The sequence below is a fragment of the Lentzea pudingi genome, from assembly GCF_014646255.1.
Lineage (GTDB): Bacteria > Actinomycetota > Actinomycetes > Mycobacteriales > Pseudonocardiaceae > Lentzea > Lentzea pudingi.
The window spans coordinates 280,611-297,875 of record NZ_BMNC01000006.1 but is presented as its reverse complement, the minus strand read 5'-3'; the positions used below and the strand labels follow the sequence as shown (position 1 = coordinate 297,875).

Annotated in this window: 17 protein-coding genes; 7 read left to right on the top strand and 10 right to left on the bottom strand. The window is 70.9% G+C overall.

Going from position 1 to position 17,265, the window contains the following annotated elements; all coding sequences use genetic code 11:
* Position 1 precedes the first annotated feature (1 nt).
* Positions 2-1,093, bottom strand: coding sequence for an acyl-CoA dehydrogenase family protein (locus IEY88_RS23300; RefSeq protein WP_189156930.1), 1,092 nt, complete (start codon positions 1,091-1,093; stop codon positions 2-4).
* A 22-nt stretch (positions 1,094-1,115) separates the two neighbouring features.
* Positions 1,116-1,553, bottom strand: coding sequence for a MarR family winged helix-turn-helix transcriptional regulator (locus tag IEY88_RS23295; protein ID WP_189156929.1), 438 nt, complete (start codon positions 1,551-1,553; stop codon positions 1,116-1,118).
* Between the two features lie 83 nt (positions 1,554-1,636).
* Between IEY88_RS23295 and IEY88_RS23290 the strand changes: the two genes are divergently transcribed.
* Positions 1,637-2,401: an SDR family NAD(P)-dependent oxidoreductase gene (locus tag IEY88_RS23290; RefSeq protein ID WP_189156928.1), complete on the top strand. Its 765-nt coding sequence runs from the start codon at positions 1,637-1,639 to the stop codon at positions 2,399-2,401.
* 51 nt (positions 2,402-2,452) lie between these two features.
* Entirely contained in the window at positions 2,453-3,238 is a 786-nt protein-coding gene (locus tag IEY88_RS23285; RefSeq protein WP_189157211.1) for an aldo/keto reductase, read from the top strand.
* 209 nt (positions 3,239-3,447) lie between these two features.
* Here the strand turns inward: IEY88_RS23285 and IEY88_RS23280 are convergent, their stop codons facing one another.
* The 3 genes from IEY88_RS23280 to IEY88_RS23270 are packed head-to-tail and all read right to left on the bottom strand — an operon-like array spanning position 3,448 to position 6,478.
* Positions 3,448-4,776: an ABC transporter permease gene (locus IEY88_RS23280; RefSeq protein WP_189156927.1), complete on the bottom strand. Its 1,329-nt coding sequence runs from the start codon at positions 4,774-4,776 to the stop codon at positions 3,448-3,450.
* A complete protein-coding gene (locus IEY88_RS23275; protein WP_189156926.1) occupies positions 4,776-5,486 on the bottom strand; it encodes an ABC transporter ATP-binding protein in 711 nt (236 codons plus the stop codon). The genes IEY88_RS23280 and IEY88_RS23275 overlap by 1 nt, the downstream gene beginning before the upstream one ends.
* Positions 5,486-6,478: an efflux RND transporter periplasmic adaptor subunit gene (locus tag IEY88_RS23270; RefSeq protein ID WP_189156925.1), complete on the bottom strand. Its 993-nt coding sequence runs from the start codon at positions 6,476-6,478 to the stop codon at positions 5,486-5,488. The genes IEY88_RS23275 and IEY88_RS23270 overlap by 1 nt, the downstream gene beginning before the upstream one ends.
* 139 nt (positions 6,479-6,617) lie before the next feature.
* Here IEY88_RS23270 and IEY88_RS23265 point away from each other — a divergent pair, with 139 nt between their 5' ends.
* Together IEY88_RS23265 and IEY88_RS23260 are read left to right on the top strand one after the other, a co-directional pair.
* Positions 6,618-7,412, top strand: a complete 795-nt coding sequence (locus tag IEY88_RS23265; protein ID WP_189156924.1) for an SDR family NAD(P)-dependent oxidoreductase — start codon at positions 6,618-6,620, stop codon at positions 7,410-7,412.
* A 35-nt stretch (positions 7,413-7,447) separates the two neighbouring features.
* Positions 7,448-7,924: a DUF1360 domain-containing protein gene (locus tag IEY88_RS23260; RefSeq protein ID WP_229693660.1), complete on the top strand. Its 477-nt coding sequence runs from the start codon at positions 7,448-7,450 to the stop codon at positions 7,922-7,924.
* On the opposite strand, the gene IEY88_RS23255 is transcribed toward IEY88_RS23260, so the two are convergent.
* Positions 7,919-8,506: a catalase family protein gene (locus IEY88_RS23255; protein WP_189156922.1), complete on the bottom strand. Its 588-nt coding sequence runs from the start codon at positions 8,504-8,506 to the stop codon at positions 7,919-7,921. The two genes, IEY88_RS23260 and IEY88_RS23255, sit on opposite strands and share 6 nt — an antisense overlap.
* A 72-nt stretch (positions 8,507-8,578) precedes the next feature.
* On the opposite strand from IEY88_RS23255, the gene IEY88_RS23250 reads away from it, so the two are divergent.
* Positions 8,579-9,256 carry a HemK2/MTQ2 family protein methyltransferase gene (locus IEY88_RS23250; RefSeq protein WP_189156921.1) on the top strand — a complete coding sequence of 226 codons (678 nt, stop codon included), beginning with the start codon at positions 8,579-8,581 and terminating at the stop codon, positions 9,254-9,256.
* Positions 9,240-9,425: a CDGSH iron-sulfur domain-containing protein gene (locus tag IEY88_RS23245; RefSeq protein WP_229693659.1), complete on the top strand. Its 186-nt coding sequence runs from the start codon at positions 9,240-9,242 to the stop codon at positions 9,423-9,425. The genes IEY88_RS23250 and IEY88_RS23245 overlap by 17 nt, the downstream gene beginning before the upstream one ends.
* A gap of 48 nt (positions 9,426-9,473) precedes the next feature.
* Here IEY88_RS23245 and IEY88_RS23240 read toward each other — a convergent pair whose 3' ends face one another.
* From IEY88_RS23240 to IEY88_RS23230, 3 genes are all read right to left on the bottom strand, one after another.
* Positions 9,474-12,350 (bottom strand): ATP-binding protein, encoded by a 2,877-nt coding sequence (locus IEY88_RS23240; protein WP_189156919.1) that lies wholly within the window; start codon positions 12,348-12,350, stop codon positions 9,474-9,476.
* 69 nt (positions 12,351-12,419) lie between these two features.
* Positions 12,420-12,608 carry a hypothetical protein gene (locus IEY88_RS23235; protein ID WP_189156918.1) on the bottom strand — a complete coding sequence of 63 codons (189 nt, stop codon included), beginning with the start codon at positions 12,606-12,608 and terminating at the stop codon, positions 12,420-12,422.
* Entirely contained in the window at positions 12,605-15,214 is a 2,610-nt protein-coding gene (locus IEY88_RS23230) for a type 2 lanthipeptide synthetase LanM family protein (protein ID WP_189156917.1), read from the bottom strand. Before IEY88_RS23230 ends, IEY88_RS23235 begins: the two co-directional genes overlap by 4 nt.
* 142 nt (positions 15,215-15,356) lie before the next feature.
* On the opposite strand from IEY88_RS23230, the gene IEY88_RS44385 reads away from it, so the two are divergent.
* A complete protein-coding gene (locus tag IEY88_RS44385; protein WP_229693658.1) occupies positions 15,357-16,697 on the top strand; it encodes a helix-turn-helix domain-containing protein in 1,341 nt (446 codons plus the stop codon).
* Here IEY88_RS44385 and IEY88_RS23220 read toward each other — a convergent pair.
* Positions 16,694-17,254, bottom strand: a complete 561-nt coding sequence (locus IEY88_RS23220; RefSeq protein WP_189156916.1) for a superoxide dismutase family protein — start codon at positions 17,252-17,254, stop codon at positions 16,694-16,696. The two genes, IEY88_RS44385 and IEY88_RS23220, sit on opposite strands and share 4 nt — an antisense overlap.
* Positions 17,255-17,265 lie beyond the last annotated feature (11 nt).

Genomic DNA, 17,265 nt, shown 5'->3' with positions numbered 1-17,265 from the left:
GTCAGAACCTCGACATGTCCGGGCTGAGGCCCAGTTCGAGCATCGAGTAGGTCTCCAGCATCCGGCGCGACACCACCGTGTGCTGGGCCGCCACGTGCACGTCGCGCAGGCAGCGTTGCAGGGCCGACGACTCGAACACCGAGCTGCCGCCACCCGCCGCGAACGCCTTCTGCGCCACGTCCGTCGCCTCGCCCGCGGCGAACGAGCAGGCGAGTCGCAGCCGTGCCTTGGCCGGGGCCGGGGCGGGGTCGCCGTTCAGCGCGTGGTCCCAGGCCGCGCCGAGCGTCTCGCGCAGGAACGCGGTCGCGGACGACAGCCGCGCCTCCATCAACGCGAGCTCGATCTGCAGACCGGTCTGCTCGGCGAGGCGGGTCGTCGCGTACTGAGGGGTCTTCTCGGTGGCCAGCGCGGAGATCTCGTCGATCGCGCGGCGGGCCACACCCAGGCACACGGACGCGACGCCCACGGCCAGGAAGCTGAAGTAGGGGAAGACGGTGATCGGGCCCTCGATGCCGGGCGTGATGCCGATCGGCCACACCGCGCGCCTGGACGGCAGGAACGCGTCCGAGACGGAGAACTCGTGCGAGCTGGTGGCACGCAGGCCGGCGGCGTGCCAGGTGTCGTGGATCATCACGTCCGCACGCGGGTACACGGCCAGACGCGGGCCTACAGGCGTGAGGGTGCCACCGATGACCCACGACGAGTACGCGACGGCGCTGCCCCAGCCCCAACGGCCGGTCACGCGGTAGCCGCCGTCGGCTTCCACGGCCTTGCCCAGCGGTGCGGCGGTGCCCGCGATCAACGCGCGCGGGTCGCCGAAGATCTCGTCGGCGGCGTCGGTGGGCAGGTACCAGGCCAGTGACGACGAGCTCGTGGTCGTCATCGCGGTCCAGCCGGTCGAGGCGTCGGCCCGCGAGAGCTCCTGGACCTCGCGGCTCCACTCGGGCAGCCCCAGTTCGGCGCCGCCGTAGCGCTTCGGGGCGATCAGGCGGTGCACGCCGTGGTCGACGAGCGCGGTCAGCACCGGTTCGGTCAGGGCGCGCTGCTGCTCGGCCGCGGGTGCCTCGGCGCGGATCAGGGCGAGGAGGTCCATGCGCGCGATCTTGCTCGAACGGCTACAGCTTGGCGAGCGCCTCAACGAGTGGCTTGAGCTCCGGGACGTCCCCGGCCTCCGACAGCGACTCGGACAGCACCTCGTCGTGCGTGGGACGGGCGAGCGCGAGCAGCTCGTGGCCCTTCCCGGTGACCTCGGTGTAGATGCCGCGCCGGTCGGTGGGGCAGAGGTAGCGCGCGAGCAACCCGCGGTCCTCGAGCCGCGTGACCAGGCGCGTCGTGGCCGACTGGCTGAGCACGACGGCGTTGGAGAGCTGGTTCATCCGAAGGTGGAAGCCGTCCTGGCGGTTGAGGACGTCGAGAACGGTGTACTCGCTGACGGAAAGGGCGTGCGCCTTCTGCAGGGCTCTCTCGAGGCGGTCCTCGATGCGCGCGTGCAACGCCGCGAGCGTGCGCCAGCCCTGTGCGCGCGCCTGGACGGCGTCGTCGTCCAGTGACATAGGTCAACCCTTCTCGAATAGACAGCGTGTGCAACTATTGCGTACGCTTGTAATCGTCTTCAACAAGTCTACCGGGGAGAGACATGGATCTGTCGGGACGCACGGCACTTGTGACGGGCTCCACCGCCGGCATCGGGTACGCCACGGCGGAGGGCCTGCTCAAGGCGGGTGCCGCGGTCGTCATCACCGGTCGCGACGAGCAGCGCGTGGCCGAGGCGACCGGCAAGCTCAGCGCGAACGGTGACGTGCGCGGCGTCGCGGCGGACCTCGCGACCGCCGAGGGCGCGGCCGACCTGGTCGGCCAGGTGCCGGACGTGGACGTGCTGGTCAACAACCTGGGCATCTACGGCGCGAAGCCGGTCTTCGAGATCGACGACGACGAGTGGCAGCGGTACTTCGACACCAACGTCATGTCCGGCGTCCGGCTCGCCCGCCACTACACGCCCCGCATGGTCGGGCGCGGCTGGGGCCGGGTGATCTTCGTGAGCAGCGAGTCGTCCGTCTTCACGCCGACCGAGATGGTCCACTACGGCATGACGAAGACCGCGCAGCTCGCCATCGCGCGCGGCATGGCCCAGTCCGTGAAGGGCACCGGCGTCACCGTGAACTCGGTGCTGCCCGGCCCGACGCTCACCCCCGGCGTCGAGGAGTTCATCCGCGACCGCGTCGGCGAGGGCGGCGAGGCCGAGTTCGTCCGCACCGAACGCCCCACATTGCTGCTGGGCCGCCTGATCCGTCCCCACGAGGTCGCGAACCTCATCACCTACGTCGCGTCGGACCTGTCGTCCGCGACGACCGGAGCCGCGTTGCGCGTCGACGGCGGCACCGCACCGACGCTCATTCCGTAAGCACAGTAAGGATTTCTCTTGAACACCGTGAAGCTCAACAACGGCGTCGTCATGCCCCAGCTCGGTTTCGGCGTCTGGCAGGTGCCGGACGCGGAGGCCACCCCCGCCGTCGCGGAGGCGCTGAAGGCGGGCTACCGCAGCATCGACACCGCGGCCGCCTACGGCAACGAGGCCGGCACCGGCGCGGCCATCGCCCAGTCCGGTGTGGACCGTGACGACGTCTTCGTCACCACCAAGCTGTGGAACGACGACCACGGCTACGACGAGACGAAGCGCGCGTTCGACGCGTCGATGGGCAAGCTCGGCCTCGACGTGCTCGACCTCTACCTCATCCACTGGCCGACCCCGGCCCGCGACAACTACGTCGACACCTGGAAGGCGTTCGTCGAGCTGCAGAAGGAGGGCAGGATCCGCGCGATCGGCGTCTCCAACTTCCAGCCCGCGCACCTGCAGCGGCTGATCGACGAGACCGGCGTCGTGCCGGCCGTCAACCAGATCGAGCTGCACCCGTACTTCCAGCAGGCCGACGTGCGCGCGTTCAACGCGAAGCACGGCATCGTGACCGAGGCCTGGTCGCCGCTCGGCCAGGGTGGCGACCTGCTCACCGACCCGGCCGTGCAGAAGATCGCGCTGGCGCACGGCAAGTCCGCCGCGCAGGTCGTGCTGCGCTGGCACCTGCAGATCGGCAACGTCGTGATCCCGAAGTCCGTGACGCCGTCGCGGATCCAGGAGAACATCGACGTGTTCGACTTCGAGCTGCCGGACGCCGAGGTGGAGGCGCTGTCCGCGCTGGACCGCGGCGGCCGCATCGGGCCGAACCCGGACGAGCTCAACTGATTCCCGGAACGTACGAAGCCCCGGCCCGCGTGCGGCAGTTCTCCGGCGAGATCGCGCGCCGCAAGCGAACCTGAGCTTGTCAGAACGCCCTAGTACCCGGACAGCACGAAGCCCCGGCCCGCTTGATCGCGGTCCGGGGCTTCGCCGGCGACGAGCCGGAAAGCGCTGTGGCCGCCGAACACCGGTGAGGGGTTCGGCGGCCACGGCACTCAGGCTCGCATGACTGTGGCGATGGGGATCTTCGCCGCGCGGATGGCCGGGATGAGCCCGCCGAGCACACCGGCGACGAGGCCCGCGATCACGCCGGCCACCCCCGCCTCCCACGGGAACGCCGTGCCCACCAGCGACGGGAACCTGCTGCCGAACATCATCAGCGCCACCTGCAACCCGGCCGCGCCCGCGCCGATCGCCAGTGCGGCGGTCAACAGGCCGGTCAGCAGCGTCTCGGCGAGCACGATGCCCGCGAGCAGCATTCGTGACATGCCCACGGCGCGGCGCAGGGCGAACTCCTCGACGCGCTCGCCGACCGTGGCGAGGCCGACGTTCAGGATGCCCGCGACGCCGATCAGCAGCACCAGGAACGCCATGCCGAGGAAGATCAGCCGCATGATCCGGAGCTCGGACTCCATGCGCTCCTTGGACTTCACGGTCTGGAACTGCATCTGGTCCTGCGGCACGCCGGCGCCGACGAGCTTCGCCTTGAGCAGCTGTTGCAGGTCGTCCGTGCCGGGCTGCAGGAACAGCTCGAGGCTCGTGCCGCCGCCGCGGAACTGGTTGGGGTTGGTGGTCTCCGTGGCCGACGGCATCCACGTGCGCAGCTCGTCGAGTCGCATGTAGACGCGCGGCTGCATGTCACCGTCCTGCACCACGCCGATGATCTGCGGCGTCACGTGGTGCGTGGCGCCCTCGATCGTCATCTCGCCGGGGACGCGGTACTGCCGCAGGCCCTTGGCGGCCTCCTCGTTCAGCACGATCCTGGGGGCGAGCGACGGCGCGGAGGCGAACTCCAGCCAGCTGCCGGAGACCGGGCGGAACGGCTTGAACGGGCGGATGTCGCCGGTCAGCGCGACCATGTTGACCTCGATGGCCTGGCCGTCCGGCTTCTTCTCCGGCTGCTTCTGCTCGTGGCAGGTGCCGTTGGAGTCGCAGATCATGTTCGGGCCGTAGTAGCCGCGGCCCTGGCCCGCGTACTCGAACGGCATGCCGCCCTCGTTGATCGGCCGCACGCCCGGCTCACCGATGATCGCGTTCGAGCTGATCATCGCCACGGCGTCGGAACGGCCCTTCAACGTGGACTCGACGATCGCCGGCGCGCCCTTCTCGCCGGGCACGTAACCCCGGACCGTGCCGTCCTTGCCGGACTGCAGCTCGACGTCGGTGAGCATCGCGCGTTCGGCGATCTCGGACCCCGCCTGCACGGCCACGACGGCGAGGACGCCGAGGAACAGCGAGACCATCGAGAGGAACGTGCGCAGTTTTCGGGCGCGGATGCCCTGTCCGCCGATGACCAGGGCGGACCGGAACTTGCCGGAAAGCATCAGTTGAACCGCCCGTCGCGCAATTCCATCACGCGGCCCATCTTGCGTGCGTGGTCGTGGTCGTGGGTGACCAGCACGAGGCCGCAGCCCTGCCTGGTCGTGTTGAGCAGCACCTCGACGACGAGGTTGCCGGTCTCGGTGTCGAGCGCGCCCGTGGGCTCGTCGGCGAGGATGATGCGCGGCTTGCGCACGAGAGCGCGGGCGATCGCCACGCGCTGCTGCTCACCACCGGAAAGCCTGGTGGGCTTGGACTTCGACAGGTGCGCGATGCCGACCTGCTCCAGCGCCTCCATCACCTGCTGCTTGCGCTTGCGCGGCGACGACCAGCCCTGGCCGTTCACCAGCGCCATGGCCACGTTCTGCGCCGCGGTGAGGTGCTTGAGCAGGAAGAAGCGCTGGAACACGAACCCGAACTCCGCGCTGCGCAACGCCGCCGCCCTGCGCTCGGGGAGCTTCGTGATGTCGTTGCCGTGCAGGTAGTACTGGCCCTCGTCGGCGCGGTCGAAGAGACCGATCAGCGACAGCAGCGTCGACTTGCCGGAGCCGGACCGGCCGAGGATCGCCACGCTCTGTCCAGGGTGGACGGTGAAGTCCACACCGGACAGGATGGTGCGCGGTTCCCCTTGCCCCTTCAGGACTTTCGTGATGCCGTTGAGCTGCAGCAGCGGTGCCTGCACCTGGACCGTGGGTTGTTCGAAGGACTGCGTCATCACGGACCCGTCGGCTTGCTCTGGTCGCCGCCCTGCTGCTGACCTTCCGGCAGGTTCGGGCCCGGCACGGCGAGCTCCTCGTCACCGGTGAGACCGGACTTGACCTCGATGACCTTGCCGTCGGTCAGGCCCAGCACCACGTCGGTGGTGCGGCGCGACCCGTCCGGCGAGATGACGTCGACCTTGCCCTTGCCCTGCTGACCCGCCACCGCCTCGACCGGCACGACCAGCGCCTGCGTCGACTTGCCCGTCGTGACCTCGATCGACGCGGTGGCACCGTTGATCATCTGCACGTCCGCGGGCGCGGTGCACACGATCCGCAGGCCCGTCGACGCGCTCGGCTGCTGCTGGGGCTGTTGCGGCTGCTGGGGCTGCTGCTGCGGCTGGTCCTTCTTGTCGTCCTTGGTGTCCGGTGTGACCGGCGGCTTCTCCGGGACGGTGCCCTGTGGCAGCGCGGCGATCGTGCCGAGCACGGCGCACGGGAACGGGCCGGGCCCGTTCTTGATCTGCACCACGACGTCGGTGAGCGCGCCGCTGATCTTGTACGCCTGCTGGCCGTCGATGTCGCCGACGATCGCGTACCCGGCGTGCTTGGCCGACGCGATCGGCATGCCCGCCTTCACGGTCGCCTTGTCGTCGACGAGCCGGCCGCTGAACGTGGACCCCGCCGGGGCCTCGACGTAGTTCGGCGTCTGGTTCTTCCACACCGTCGCGACGCGGATGGGCTTCGTCGGCGTGCCGTTCGGCGTCGGGACGTCGAAGTACCGCACCTCGCCGTCGACCGGCGCGACGAGCCCGAACGTCGGGTTGAGGTCGACCTTGCCCGCGATGCTGATCTTGGTGGTCAGGTCCTGCCTGGTGGGCTTGACCTTGGTCATCGGCGTGCCGCGCGGCGCCAGCTCCGGGTTGGTCTGGTCCGGACCTGACGGACTGCACGCAGCCACGGTCACCGTGACCAGCGCGCACAGCGGCGCGAGAACGATTTTGCGCACGAATGTCCCCCATGTCGTTTCGACCAACCTACCGATAAGGACACCCGATGAGCCGTGGAGGTTGCATCAGTCTTTCGGCCGATGTGGCATCGACCTGGTGGTCATGGGTATCCGGGCGTTGACCGGAAGGAGATGACCTGTGAATGCGCTTGCCGTGGTAACCGGTGCGTCCAGTGGAATAGGTTACGAACTCGCGAAAGTCCTCGCCGACAACGCCTTCGACGTCGTTGTCGTGGCCGAGGACGAAAGGATCGACGAGGCGGCCGCACAGTTGAGGCTGCGCAGCGGTGGTGTGCGGGTCGAACCGGTGCGCGCCGACCTGCGCGGGTACGACGGAGTGGAATCCGTCGTCGCACGCGTTCGCGCCCTGGGGCGCCCCGTCGACGTGCTCGCCGTGAACGCGGGCGTCGGGGTCGGCGGTGACTTCGTGCGGGACACGTCGGTCGACGACAACCTGGAGATCGTCGATCTCAACGTGCGTTCGGCCGTGCACCTCTCGCACCGCCTGATCGGCGACATGGTGGAACGCAAGCAGGGCAGGGTTCTGTTCACGTCCTCGATCGCCGCCACCGCGCCCGGCCCGTTCCACTCGGTCTACGCGGCCTCCAAGGCGTTCCTCGCCTCGTTCGGGCAGGGCCTGCGGGAGGAGCTGCGCGACACCGGCGTCAGCGTCACCACGTTGATGCCGGGGCCGACCGACACCGAGTTCTTCGACCGGGCGGGGATGCAGGACACCAAGGTCGCCACGGGGGAGAAGGACGATCCCGCGCAGGTGGCGCGGCAGGGTTTCGAGGCGTTGATGAACGGCGACGACCACGTCGTCGCGGGCTCGCTGAAGAACAAGGTCCAGGCCATCGCGGGCAGGGTCGCGCCGGACACGGTGAAGGCGAAGATGATGCGCACGATGACCGAGCCAGGATCAGCGGAAGAATGACCAGAAGTGTGCTGCTACAAGGAGGTTTTCCCAGAGTGAAGCGGATCTGGCAGGCCTATGGCGCGGACAGGCCGCTTCCCGGCTACCTGCTCGCCATCGGCAGTTACGCGGTCCTCGCCGGTGCGGTCTCGGTCGCCGGACGCCTCACGGGCGTCCGGCTGCCCGAGCGGTTCTCGTTCGGTGACACCGCGCTCGTGGCGGTGGCGACGCACAAGGCGAGCCGGTTGCTCACCAAGGAGGCGGTGACCAGCCCTATCCGTGCCCCGTTCACCCGTTACGAGGAATCGGCGGGGCACGCGGAGCTCAAGGAGACCGTGCGCTCGGACCACCCGGCACGGCACGCGATCGGCGAGCTGCTGACGTGCCCGTTCTGCGCGGGCGTGTGGATCGCGAGCGCGCTCACCGCCGGCCTGGTGTTCGCGCCGAGGCTGACCCGGCTGGTGTCGACCGCGCTCACGGCCGTGGCCGCGTCCGACACGTTGAACATCGGATACGACAAGCTGAAGTCATGACCCCTGGCGGCCGCGCCGGCTCCCCTCGTACGCCTCCCGGCGCATCGTGGCGAGCCAGCGCGGCGCCAGCTCCAGGTCCGGTGGCAGGGTGAGCACCGGGTCGAACGCCACCGGGCTCGTCGTGCGGTCGTGGGGGTGCAGCGTCAGCTCCGCGACCGGCCGCCAGTCAGCGTCCTTGCCCGAGGCGTGCAGGGTGAACCCCGACGGCGGCTCGCCCTCGCCCGGCACGGCCATGAACCACACGAGCTCGCCGCGGTACCGGTAGGGCGCGAGTGTTCCGAGCCGGGCGTCCGCCCAGTGGCGCACGAACTTCGGCAGCATCCGCGTCCGCACGCCCGTACCGGTGCTCGACAGCAGCAGGTCCCAGTCACCCGACTCGGTGGGCACGCGCAGCGCGAGACCGAGCACGTCTGGCCTGCCAGGCCCGGTACCGGCACCTTTGGACAGCCGGACGGTCACGGTGGCGTGCTCGGGGAAGGGCGCGGCGGTACCGCGGAGCTCACCCGTCAGCTGGATCCCGTCCGGGTGCAACGCGCGAGAACGCCGTGCCTGGGCCAGAAGGCGGAACGCGGTGGTCAGCACATCCTCGTGTACCCACGTGAAACCCGGGAAAACACGGTGTTTCAAGGTCTTCTGCCGGGGGAGCCCACGAGGGTGAGGCTGCTCAGAGCACCAGGGGTGTACGCGCCCCAAGACGACACGGCCCTCCTCGTCGAGGCCATGCACGCGGCTGCGATCCCCGCGGGAGCCCGCGTGCTCGACATCGGCACCGGCACCGGAGCGCTCGCCATCGCGGCGATCCGCGCCGGCGCCTCCGAGGTGACCGGTGTGGACGTTTCCCGGCGTGCGGTGTGGACCGCGCGCGTCAACGCCGCGCTGCGGCGGATGCCGTTGCGGGTCCGGCTCGGCAACGCGCTGGAGGTGGTGGAGGACGAGCGGTTCGACCTCGTCCTGTCCAACCCGCCGTACGTGCCCGCCTCGAACCCCTGCACCGCGACCGGGCCCGCGAGGGCGTGGGACGCGGGGCTCGACGGCCGTCAGCTGCTCGATCCGCTGTGCGCCAGGATGTTCGAGCTGCTCAGGCCGGGCGGTGTGCTGCTGATGGTCCACTCCGCACTGTGCGGTGTGGACACCACCCTGCGGCAGCTGCGGGACTGCGGCTTGAAAGCGTCCGTCGTGCAGCGCCGCCGGGTGCCGTTCGGACCGGTCATGCGCGGCCGGATCGGCTTCCTGGAGCAGCACGGCCTGATCGAGTCCGGCCAGCGGGACGAGGAACTGGTGGTGATCCGAGGTGACCGGCCAGAACGTCCGCAAGGTGACGGTGGTGCCTAACGGGCCGGTGCTCGTCGAGGGGCCGGTCGAACTGGTCACCGAGGACGGGGTGACGCACACGAGCGACCGGTTCGTGGTCGCCGTGTGCGCGTGCCGCCGCAGCAAACGCTTTCCCTTCTGCGATACGAGCCACCGCAAGCGCGTCCGCACCGACACGTCGCCGGAGTGACGGCGCGTCCGCGGCCTACCACCGACACAACACCCGAGTGACAGCGCGTCAGCGGCTCAACGCGGCGGCGTAGGTGGAAAGCGCCTCGCGATCCGGCTGCCCGGTCTTCGCGATGAGCGACGCGACGTGCTTTTCCACCGTGCGCGGGGAGATGTGCAGCCTCGTGCCGATCGCTTTGTTGCCCATTCGATCAGCCAGCAGCACGAACACCTCGAACTCCCGCACGGTCACGCCGTGCCCGCGCAGCTGGCGCGGTACCTGGTCCGTGCCGCTGCGCCGTTGCTGCACCGGCGCTCCGGCCTGCCGCAACAGACCCCGGCACGCCGACGCCACCGCCGGGATCGTGGCCTGGTGGAAGTACTCCTCGGCCGACCGCAGCCAGGACACCGGGTCGCCCCACCGCGCCGCCTCCGCGGCGATGAGCCGCCGGCCGAGGTGCCGGGCCAGCGGATACAGTTCCGCGGCGTCCTGGGCGCGCTGGAACGCCTGCCGGGCCTCTTCGGCGCGACCGTCGCGGCCGAGCAGCACGGCGTGCGCCAGCCCGGTGAACTGCCGGTTCCAGCGCATCCCGCAGGCGGACGCCGCCGTCAGCGAGCGGTAGTCCGGCCAGCCGAACCGGCCGTCGAGCACGCCGAGCAGCACCCGCATGCCGTGCGTGCCGGACAGGTGGAACGTCGTGGGGTTCTGCGACTCCAGCGCGAGCGCCCGGTCGAGCTCCGTCATCGCCAGCGCGTGGTTCTCCTCCAGCAACGCGCAGAACGCGCGCGCCAGCCCGAAGCACAGCGGGTACTCTTGCGCCCCGCTCTTCGCGACCGCCTCGAACTCGCCGACGGCCTCCTCGGTCTCGGCGCGGTTGCCCTGGTGCCCGGCCAGCACCGCCTTCGTCATCAGCAGGTAGCGCGTCAGCGCGTGGAACCGCAGGCGCCTCGTCGTGCGCAGGCACCGCTCGACCTCCTCGGCCGCCGCGGCGTAGTCGCCGGTCAGCACGGACTGCAGCGCCAGGATCGCGTCCACGTTGTGCGCCACCGTGATCGCGCCCGTCCGCCACGCCTCGGCGTGCGTGCGGTCGAGGGACGCGGTGCTGCCGGTCTCCAGCCAGTCGTTGCCCGCCAGCCGGACCAGCGCGTAGACGTGCTGGATCGGCAGCTGGTGCTCGTCCGCGAGCGCGAGGGCCTTGCCGAAGCAGGCGTTCGCCTCGTCGATGTCGTGCTCGCGGGCGATGATCCCGAGCAGCTGCCACGCCTCGCACGCCACCATCGGCAGCTGCGCCCGGTCCGCCGCCAGCGCCGCCTGCCGCGCGAGGCCCGCAGCGGACGCGATCCGGTCGGTGCTCGGGATGTTCAGCGTGAGGTAGGCGGAGTTGACGTCCAGCTGCGCGGCCAGGTCGTCCGGTGCGTCCTGGCCGAGCAACGTCCGCGCGATGCGCACCTGTTCCACGCCTTCGGTGAACCAGCCCGCGAGGTAGGCGACGCGGGACAGTCGCGTGTGGAGCTTCGCGCGCAGCGAGCCGTCCAGGCCGTGGAGGTCGTTCACCTCCAGGGCGAAGGCCCGTTCGAAGTCACCGGTCTCCGCGAGCGCCGGCAGCAACGTGTCGAGCACCTCGGCACGGACCTCGCTCTCGTCGATGAGCAGGCTCTGCGCGCGGTCGAGCAACGACACCGCCGACTCCGCCGCACCACCCGCCAGCGCCCGCCTGCCCGCCTCGGCGAACAGGAGCCCTGCCTGCGTCGGGGATCCCGCGTCGAACCGCAGCTTCGCGACGAGCGGGCACCAGTCACCGGGCAGACCGGGATGCAGGTCCTCGACCGCGTCGGCCGTGCGCGACGACAGCTCCGCGCGTTCGGCCGGGGTCAGCTGGGCCAGCAGCGCGTCCGCCGTGAGCGGGTGCCGGAACGCGTACCAGTCGGGCGCGGGCTCGTCCGGCGTCACGAGCTGCGCGGCCACCCCGGCGTGCAGGTGGCTCAGCAGCCGGCGGTCGTCGATCTCGGTCACCTTCTGCACCACCGAGAGCGGGAACCGGTGGCCCAGCACCGCCGCGATGGACAGCACCTCACGGCCCTGCGGCCCCAGCCGGTCCGTGCGGTGCGCGACGCTGCGCACGAACGCCGCCGGCACCGGCAGCTTCAGCTCACCCAGCACCTGCCAGCCGTGCGCCCCGGCGACGAGCAGGCCGCCACTCACCATGCCGTGCAGCAGTTCCTCGATGACGAAGGGGTTCCCGGCGCTGTCCGTCCACAAGCGATCGATGAGCTCCGCCGGGACGAGCGCGCTCTCCAGGCAGGCACTCGTCATCTGGCCGACCTCGTCCTGCGACAACCGGTGCAGCTCGACCAGCGTGCCGGAACCTCGTTGCACCATCCGGTGCACGAGCTCCAGCGCGTGACCGGGTTCGGTGCGGATCGTGGCGAGCAGCAGGACGGGCTGGTCCTCCAGGTTGTCCGCCAGGTACTCCACGACCGCGAGCGTCTCGGCGTCCGCCTCGTGCAGGTCCTCGAGCACCAGCAGGCACGGCGTCTTGCGCGCGACGGACGCGAGCAGCCTGAGCACCGCCTCCGCCAGCACGACGACCGATTCCTTCGTGGACCTGTGGTCGTGCCACTCCGGGATCAGCGTGCCCAGCACCGGTTTGTACGGCCCGAGCGCGGAGTCGTCCGGCGGTTCGCCGCGGAACAACCCCAGCAGTGCCTCCGCGATCGGGCGAAACGGCACCATCGGGCCGATGGTCGTGCCGCGTCCTTTGAGCACCCGCATGCCCTCGTCGTACGCCTGGCCCGCCGCGTACCGGGCGAGCCGCGACTTGCCGATCCCCGCCTCCCCGGTGAGGAAGACGGTGCCGCCACGGGACTCCCGCGTGTGTGCGAGTGCCCCCGTGATGGCCGTGACCTCACGATCACGGCCGACCACGTGGGGCGCTCGGGTCTGCATGTCTGGACCCTAACGGTCTCGAAGGGGTCTCCGTATCGACCGCCCAGACGTATTCGGGGTGAAAGTTTCTTACTTGTCGCTGACCGTGGTGTCCGAGATGGCGGGTGTGATCGCCACGAACGCGCTCATCGCCATCGTCAGCCCCATCAGCGCACGGGCCCGTGCGCCGGCGAAGGTCTTCGGCGCGAGTTCCATCTCCCCGATCGCGTGCTCGGCCGGTTCGGGCTGGTCGGCCGTGCGGTGCAGGGACTCGTTCATCGGGTGGACTCCTCTGTGTCGGGTGACGCTTGCAGTAGCAGGACTGACGGGATGCCGAACCCCTGTCTCAACAGGCCGTGGCCGATGCCGGCCAGGCCCGTGAGCAGGCCGGGAGAAGGAACACCACCCGGCGTCGCGCACCGGGCGCCGTGTTCCTCCAGTGCTCCCAGCAACAGCGCCGTGCGGCGGGTCGCGGCGCTGGGGTGGTGGGCTGCCAGTGCTTCGACGACACCCAGTTCGCCGTGGCAGAGACTCATGTCCCGCAAAGGTTCCCTGGAAGCCAGCAGCCCGGCCAGCCGCTTGTCGTCCCGCGCGAGCGCGACACCGGCCAGCCCCGTGCACCAGCCGGTGTCGGTCGGGTCGATGGCGTCGCTCTCCAGGAACGTTCGTGCGGCCACGTCAGATACCTCGTCGCGAACCGTTGCCGCGTAACGCCTCAGAGCCCATCCGATTCCGGAATGGCCGCGGGCGAACCCATTCGCCGGGCAAATGGCGCCCCGCAGAGCAGCGGCGTAGTGGTAGGCCAGCGCGAGAGCCTCGGGCGTTCCGACGGCGAGCATCGCGGCCAGCGAGCCCGCGACACCGTCCACGACTGTGAGCGACGGATCTTCCTCCGGCATCAGCCGAACGGCCTGGGTGAGCAGTGCGCGGTCGAGGCCGAGCAACGGCGTGAGGCGCGCCAGGCCGTGACAAATGCCGCCCAGGCCGTGGATTCCGCCACCGGCGGCCGTGACCAGTTCGGGCTCGTGGGCGAACATCTCCAGCAGCGCGGGCAACGGTCTGAGCGCGTCACGGGCGAAGTCGACGTACCGCGCGGCGCCGGTGAGCTGACCCAGTTCGGCGAGGAACAGCGCGACACCGGTGTAGCCGTTGGACAGGCCGGCGCCGAGCGGCTGCACCGTCCAGTGCCGGTCGTCGACCAGTTCGAGCCCGAGCCAGTTGACGCGGTCCTCGCCGGTGACGGCGTGCGCGAGGATCTGGTCGGCGATCCCGCACGCGGCCACCAGCAGCCGGGCCGGGTCCGGGTCGACCGGCGCGACGTGACCCGGGAGCGGGACGCCGCTGTGGTGCGACACCGGCCGAGGCCGCGACGCCAGCAGGGCCGTGATCATCCACTGCTGGTCGTGCCGGTCGACCTCGCTCATCGCGAGGACCTTGCGCGTCACGGCGTGCAGTCCGGGCTCCGGCAGCATCCCCGGCAGCCGGAGCCCGGACGCGGTCCACAGGTCGGTCGACCCCGGCCGGCACGTGAACAGCGGCACGTCCCCGCGCCACAGGTCGGACACCTCGAACGGCACCAGCCGGTCGAGCAGCGGATCGTCCACGACGAGCACGCCGAACGCCAGGTCGCGGTCCAGCGCGTCGGCGAGCACGGACGGGTGCGTCGACTCGTCCAGCAACCGCGCGTACTGCCGCGTCGCGCGCGCGACGAACCGCACTTCTTCGTTGACGCACTGGCGCACGAGCCGCAGCAGCTCGTCCCTATGCGCGACTATCGCGTCGTAGCCTGCGCGGAACCCGGCGAGCAGCGAGTCCTGGTAGTCCGCGGGTTCGGCCGGGGTGTCCCCGAGCAACGGCCGGTTGAGCGCCCCCGACGACGTCTTCGGACGCCGGACCAGCCGCATCCGGTCAGTGCCCGCGTCGGCCCAGTCGACCGCGTTCAACGGCGACAGCACGCCGTGGTCACCGCCGACCCCGGACACGTCCGCGACCCCGTTGTCGCCGAGCAGCACGTGGGGCAGCAGCGCCGTGCGGTGCACCGACCGCACCAGTGCCAGCACCGCGGGGTCCGTGTCCGGCGTGAGCGTGGGGTGGAACAGCGTCTCGACGTCCACGAGCACCGGCTGGTCACCGCACGCGATGAGGTTCTCGTAGTGCATGTCCGTGCCGTCGACCGCGTAGAGCAACGCGAGCAGCGCGCCGAGCCGCTGGTAGAACTCGGCGACCCCGGCCACGTCCGCGCACGGCTCGTACGCGATGTGCTCGATCCACCCGTAGCCGTCGCGGGGCAGCAGCCGCGGCGCCCGGAACGTGAGCCCGGTGCGCCCGGCCAGCCACTCGAGCTGCTCGGTGAACCGCACGTGCAACCCGACCGGCCGTGGCCGGTAGACGAGCTTCCCGCCCGACTCGAACGTCAGGATCGCGACGGTCCGCCCCTGCTGGTGCGCGTCCCCCTGCCCAGTCTCGATGGAGATCAGCGCGCCGGGGTCGTCGCCGTCGAAGATCGTCCGGACGATCCGCTCCCGGTCGCGCGTGAACCGCGACGACAGCTCGTGGTGCGTCGAAACCGCCTGCTCACAGGCCTGCGCGAGCAACCGCGCGAGCACCGGGTAGCGGTTGAAGATCGAGGAGAGGTTCAGCGTCCGCGTGAACTCGGTGAACCGCTCGGCGCTCGTCGGACTGGTCAACGTGCCCCGCGCGTTGTGCAGCTCCAGCACGAGCGTGCGCGCGGCGATCGCCACGAGCCGGCGCCCGAGCTGCTCGGCGAACGCGGCGTCGAACGGCGGCGCGACCTCCGTGCGGGACGCGTCGATCAGCGGGCGCAGCGCGTGGGCGAAAGCCGCTGTCCAGCTCTCACCGGTGCTGGTCTCGGCGGCTGAGGTCACCCGGCCAACCTCGCACGCGCGGGCGGGCGGCACATGGGGACCAACCCCCCAGATTTGCGCGCGGAGGTGAATATGGGGGTCCGCCACCCATGTTTCGCGACCCGATCGCCCCGAGACTCGAAGTCCGAGGAGGGAACGGGTCATGAGGGAGTTCGGAGAACTGCTGCGCACGCACCGCATCGGCGCGGGCCTCACCCAGCAACAGCTGGCTGACTTCGCGATGGTGAGCGTGCGGGCCATCCGCGACCTGGAATGCGGCCGCACCCGCTCACCGCGGGCCGAGACGGTGCGCCTGCTCGCGGACGGGCTGCGGCTCGACGAGGCGAGCCGCGCGGACCTGCAGCAGGCCGGGGGCCGCTCCGCCGGTCGCGCCGCAGTGGCGCCACCCGCGCCGGCCGGGCCCGCCGGGTTGATCGTGGGGCGGGAGGCGGAGGCGGCGGCGCTGACGGCGTTGCTGACGGCGTTGGTGACGGAGGGGTGGCAGGACGCCGCGGCTCCGGGAACGCGCGCGGGTTCGGCGGTCGGCGGGCCTGGCACGGGTGTGGAGCGTGCTGGGTCGGCGGTTGGCGGGCAGGGGCTGGGCGTTGGGCGTGCGGGTGCGGCAGTTGGCGGGTCTGGCGCGGACGTCGAGCGTGCGAGCTCACCGGCCGGCGGCCAGCGGCCGATCCAGGGCGGCGGCGTCGTGTTCGGCGCACCGATCGAGGGACGCGCACACACCCCCTCGGTCCCGTACTGCGAGGCGCGGCGGCTCGTCACCATCACCGGCGTGAGCGGCGTCGGCAAGACCCGCCTCGCCCTCGAGGTCGCGGGCGAGCTCCACTTCCGGCACGGCTGGTCGGTCCTGTGGCACCCGACCCAGACGACCCCGTCGATCGACGACGACCAGGACACCGTCCTCGTCACCGACCACCGCCCCGACCCGCGCCTGCTCGAGGCGCACCCCCTGCTGCGGATCGTCGTCACCGCGCTCGCCCCGACCGGCCTGCCCGGCGAGCACGTGTTCCCGCTCGGCGCGCTGGGCGACGACGCCGCGGTGCGCCTGCTGCTCACGCACGTGCACCGGGTGCGGCCCGCGTTCAAACCGGAGCCCGCGAACCAGGCCGCGCTCATGGGCCTCGTCCACGAGCTGGACGGGCTGCCGTCGGCGCTGGAGTTCGCCGCCGGGTGGTTCATGGTCTACTCGCCGCAGCACCTGCTCGAACGGCTGCGCGGAAACCCGCTCGACCCGACGTCGGCCCACCTGCGCGACTCGCTGCGCCGCTCGCTGTCCACAGTGGACGATGAAGGCCGCGAGCTGCTGGTGCGGATGGCCGAGGGAGAAGACCCCGGGCACAGCCGGTCCGTCAGGGAACTGTGCGTGCGCGGGCTCGTTCGTCGCGCCGGACCCCGATACGAGGTGCTGAACCTCGTGCGCGCGGCGGTGTTGGAACCGGTGTCAGGGCCACACCTCGCTGGAGGTGTGGCCCTGACCTGGCCGGTCTAGAAGGCTGCGGTCAAGCACGCGAGGCGGTCACCGGCCGTGCCCGCCTTGCCGTGCTCGGTGCTGGTGTGCGTGGCGTGCACGACGATCGAGTTCGCCTCGCCCTTGCGGAACTCCCACTGCACCGTCGCCCTGCCCACGGCGGCACCCTGCGCGTCGGTGGTGAAGTCGAGCCAGATCTCGTTCTCCGCGTTGGCGAACGCCGGGTCGACGCTCGGCGTGAACGGGTCCGCCCTGTTCTGGTAGTGCGGGCCGGAGTCGGCCGGCTTGGCGCCGCACGGTTTGGTGTGCACGTGCGAGCCGTACTTCGTGTCCGGCAGCAGGCCGGACACCTTCAGCTCCACCGTCGTCCGTCCATTGTCGACGGACGACACCGTCGAGAGCGTGGCGCCCAACGGGATCCGCGCGGTGTCGTAGGTGATGCCCTCCGGCTGGTCGCCGGACGCCGCGGGCGCGGCCACATCGGTCTCCGCCACAGGCTTCACAGCGGGGGAGCCGGAGCAGGCGGCCAGGCCGATGAGCAGTACGGCGCCCGCGAGGGTCGCCACAGTCGTGCGCATGTTTCTCCTTG

Coding starts and splice junctions, on each gene's coding strand:
- IEY88_RS23300 (WP_189156930.1), bottom strand. CDS start 1,093: ATGGACCTCCTCGCCCTGATCCGCGCCGAGGCACCCGCGGCCGAGCAG.
- IEY88_RS23295 (WP_189156929.1), bottom strand. CDS start 1,553: ATGTCACTGGACGACGACGCCGTCCAGGCGCGCGCACAGGGCTGGCGC.
- IEY88_RS23290 (WP_189156928.1), top strand. CDS start 1,637: ATGGATCTGTCGGGACGCACGGCACTTGTGACGGGCTCCACCGCCGGC.
- IEY88_RS23285 (WP_189157211.1), top strand. CDS start 2,453: ATGCCCCAGCTCGGTTTCGGCGTCTGGCAGGTGCCGGACGCGGAGGCC.
- IEY88_RS23280 (WP_189156927.1), bottom strand. CDS start 4,776: ATGCTTTCCGGCAAGTTCCGGTCCGCCCTGGTCATCGGCGGACAGGGC.
- IEY88_RS23275 (WP_189156926.1), bottom strand. CDS start 5,486: ATGACGCAGTCCTTCGAACAACCCACGGTCCAGGTGCAGGCACCGCTG.
- IEY88_RS23240 (WP_189156919.1), bottom strand. CDS start 12,350: ATGCAGACCCGAGCGCCCCACGTGGTCGGCCGTGATCGTGAGGTCACG.
- IEY88_RS23235 (WP_189156918.1), bottom strand. CDS start 12,608: ATGAACGAGTCCCTGCACCGCACGGCCGACCAGCCCGAACCGGCCGAG.
- IEY88_RS44385 (WP_229693658.1), top strand. CDS start 15,357: ATGAGGGAGTTCGGAGAACTGCTGCGCACGCACCGCATCGGCGCGGGC.
- IEY88_RS23220 (WP_189156916.1), bottom strand. CDS start 17,254: ATGCGCACGACTGTGGCGACCCTCGCGGGCGCCGTACTGCTCATCGGC.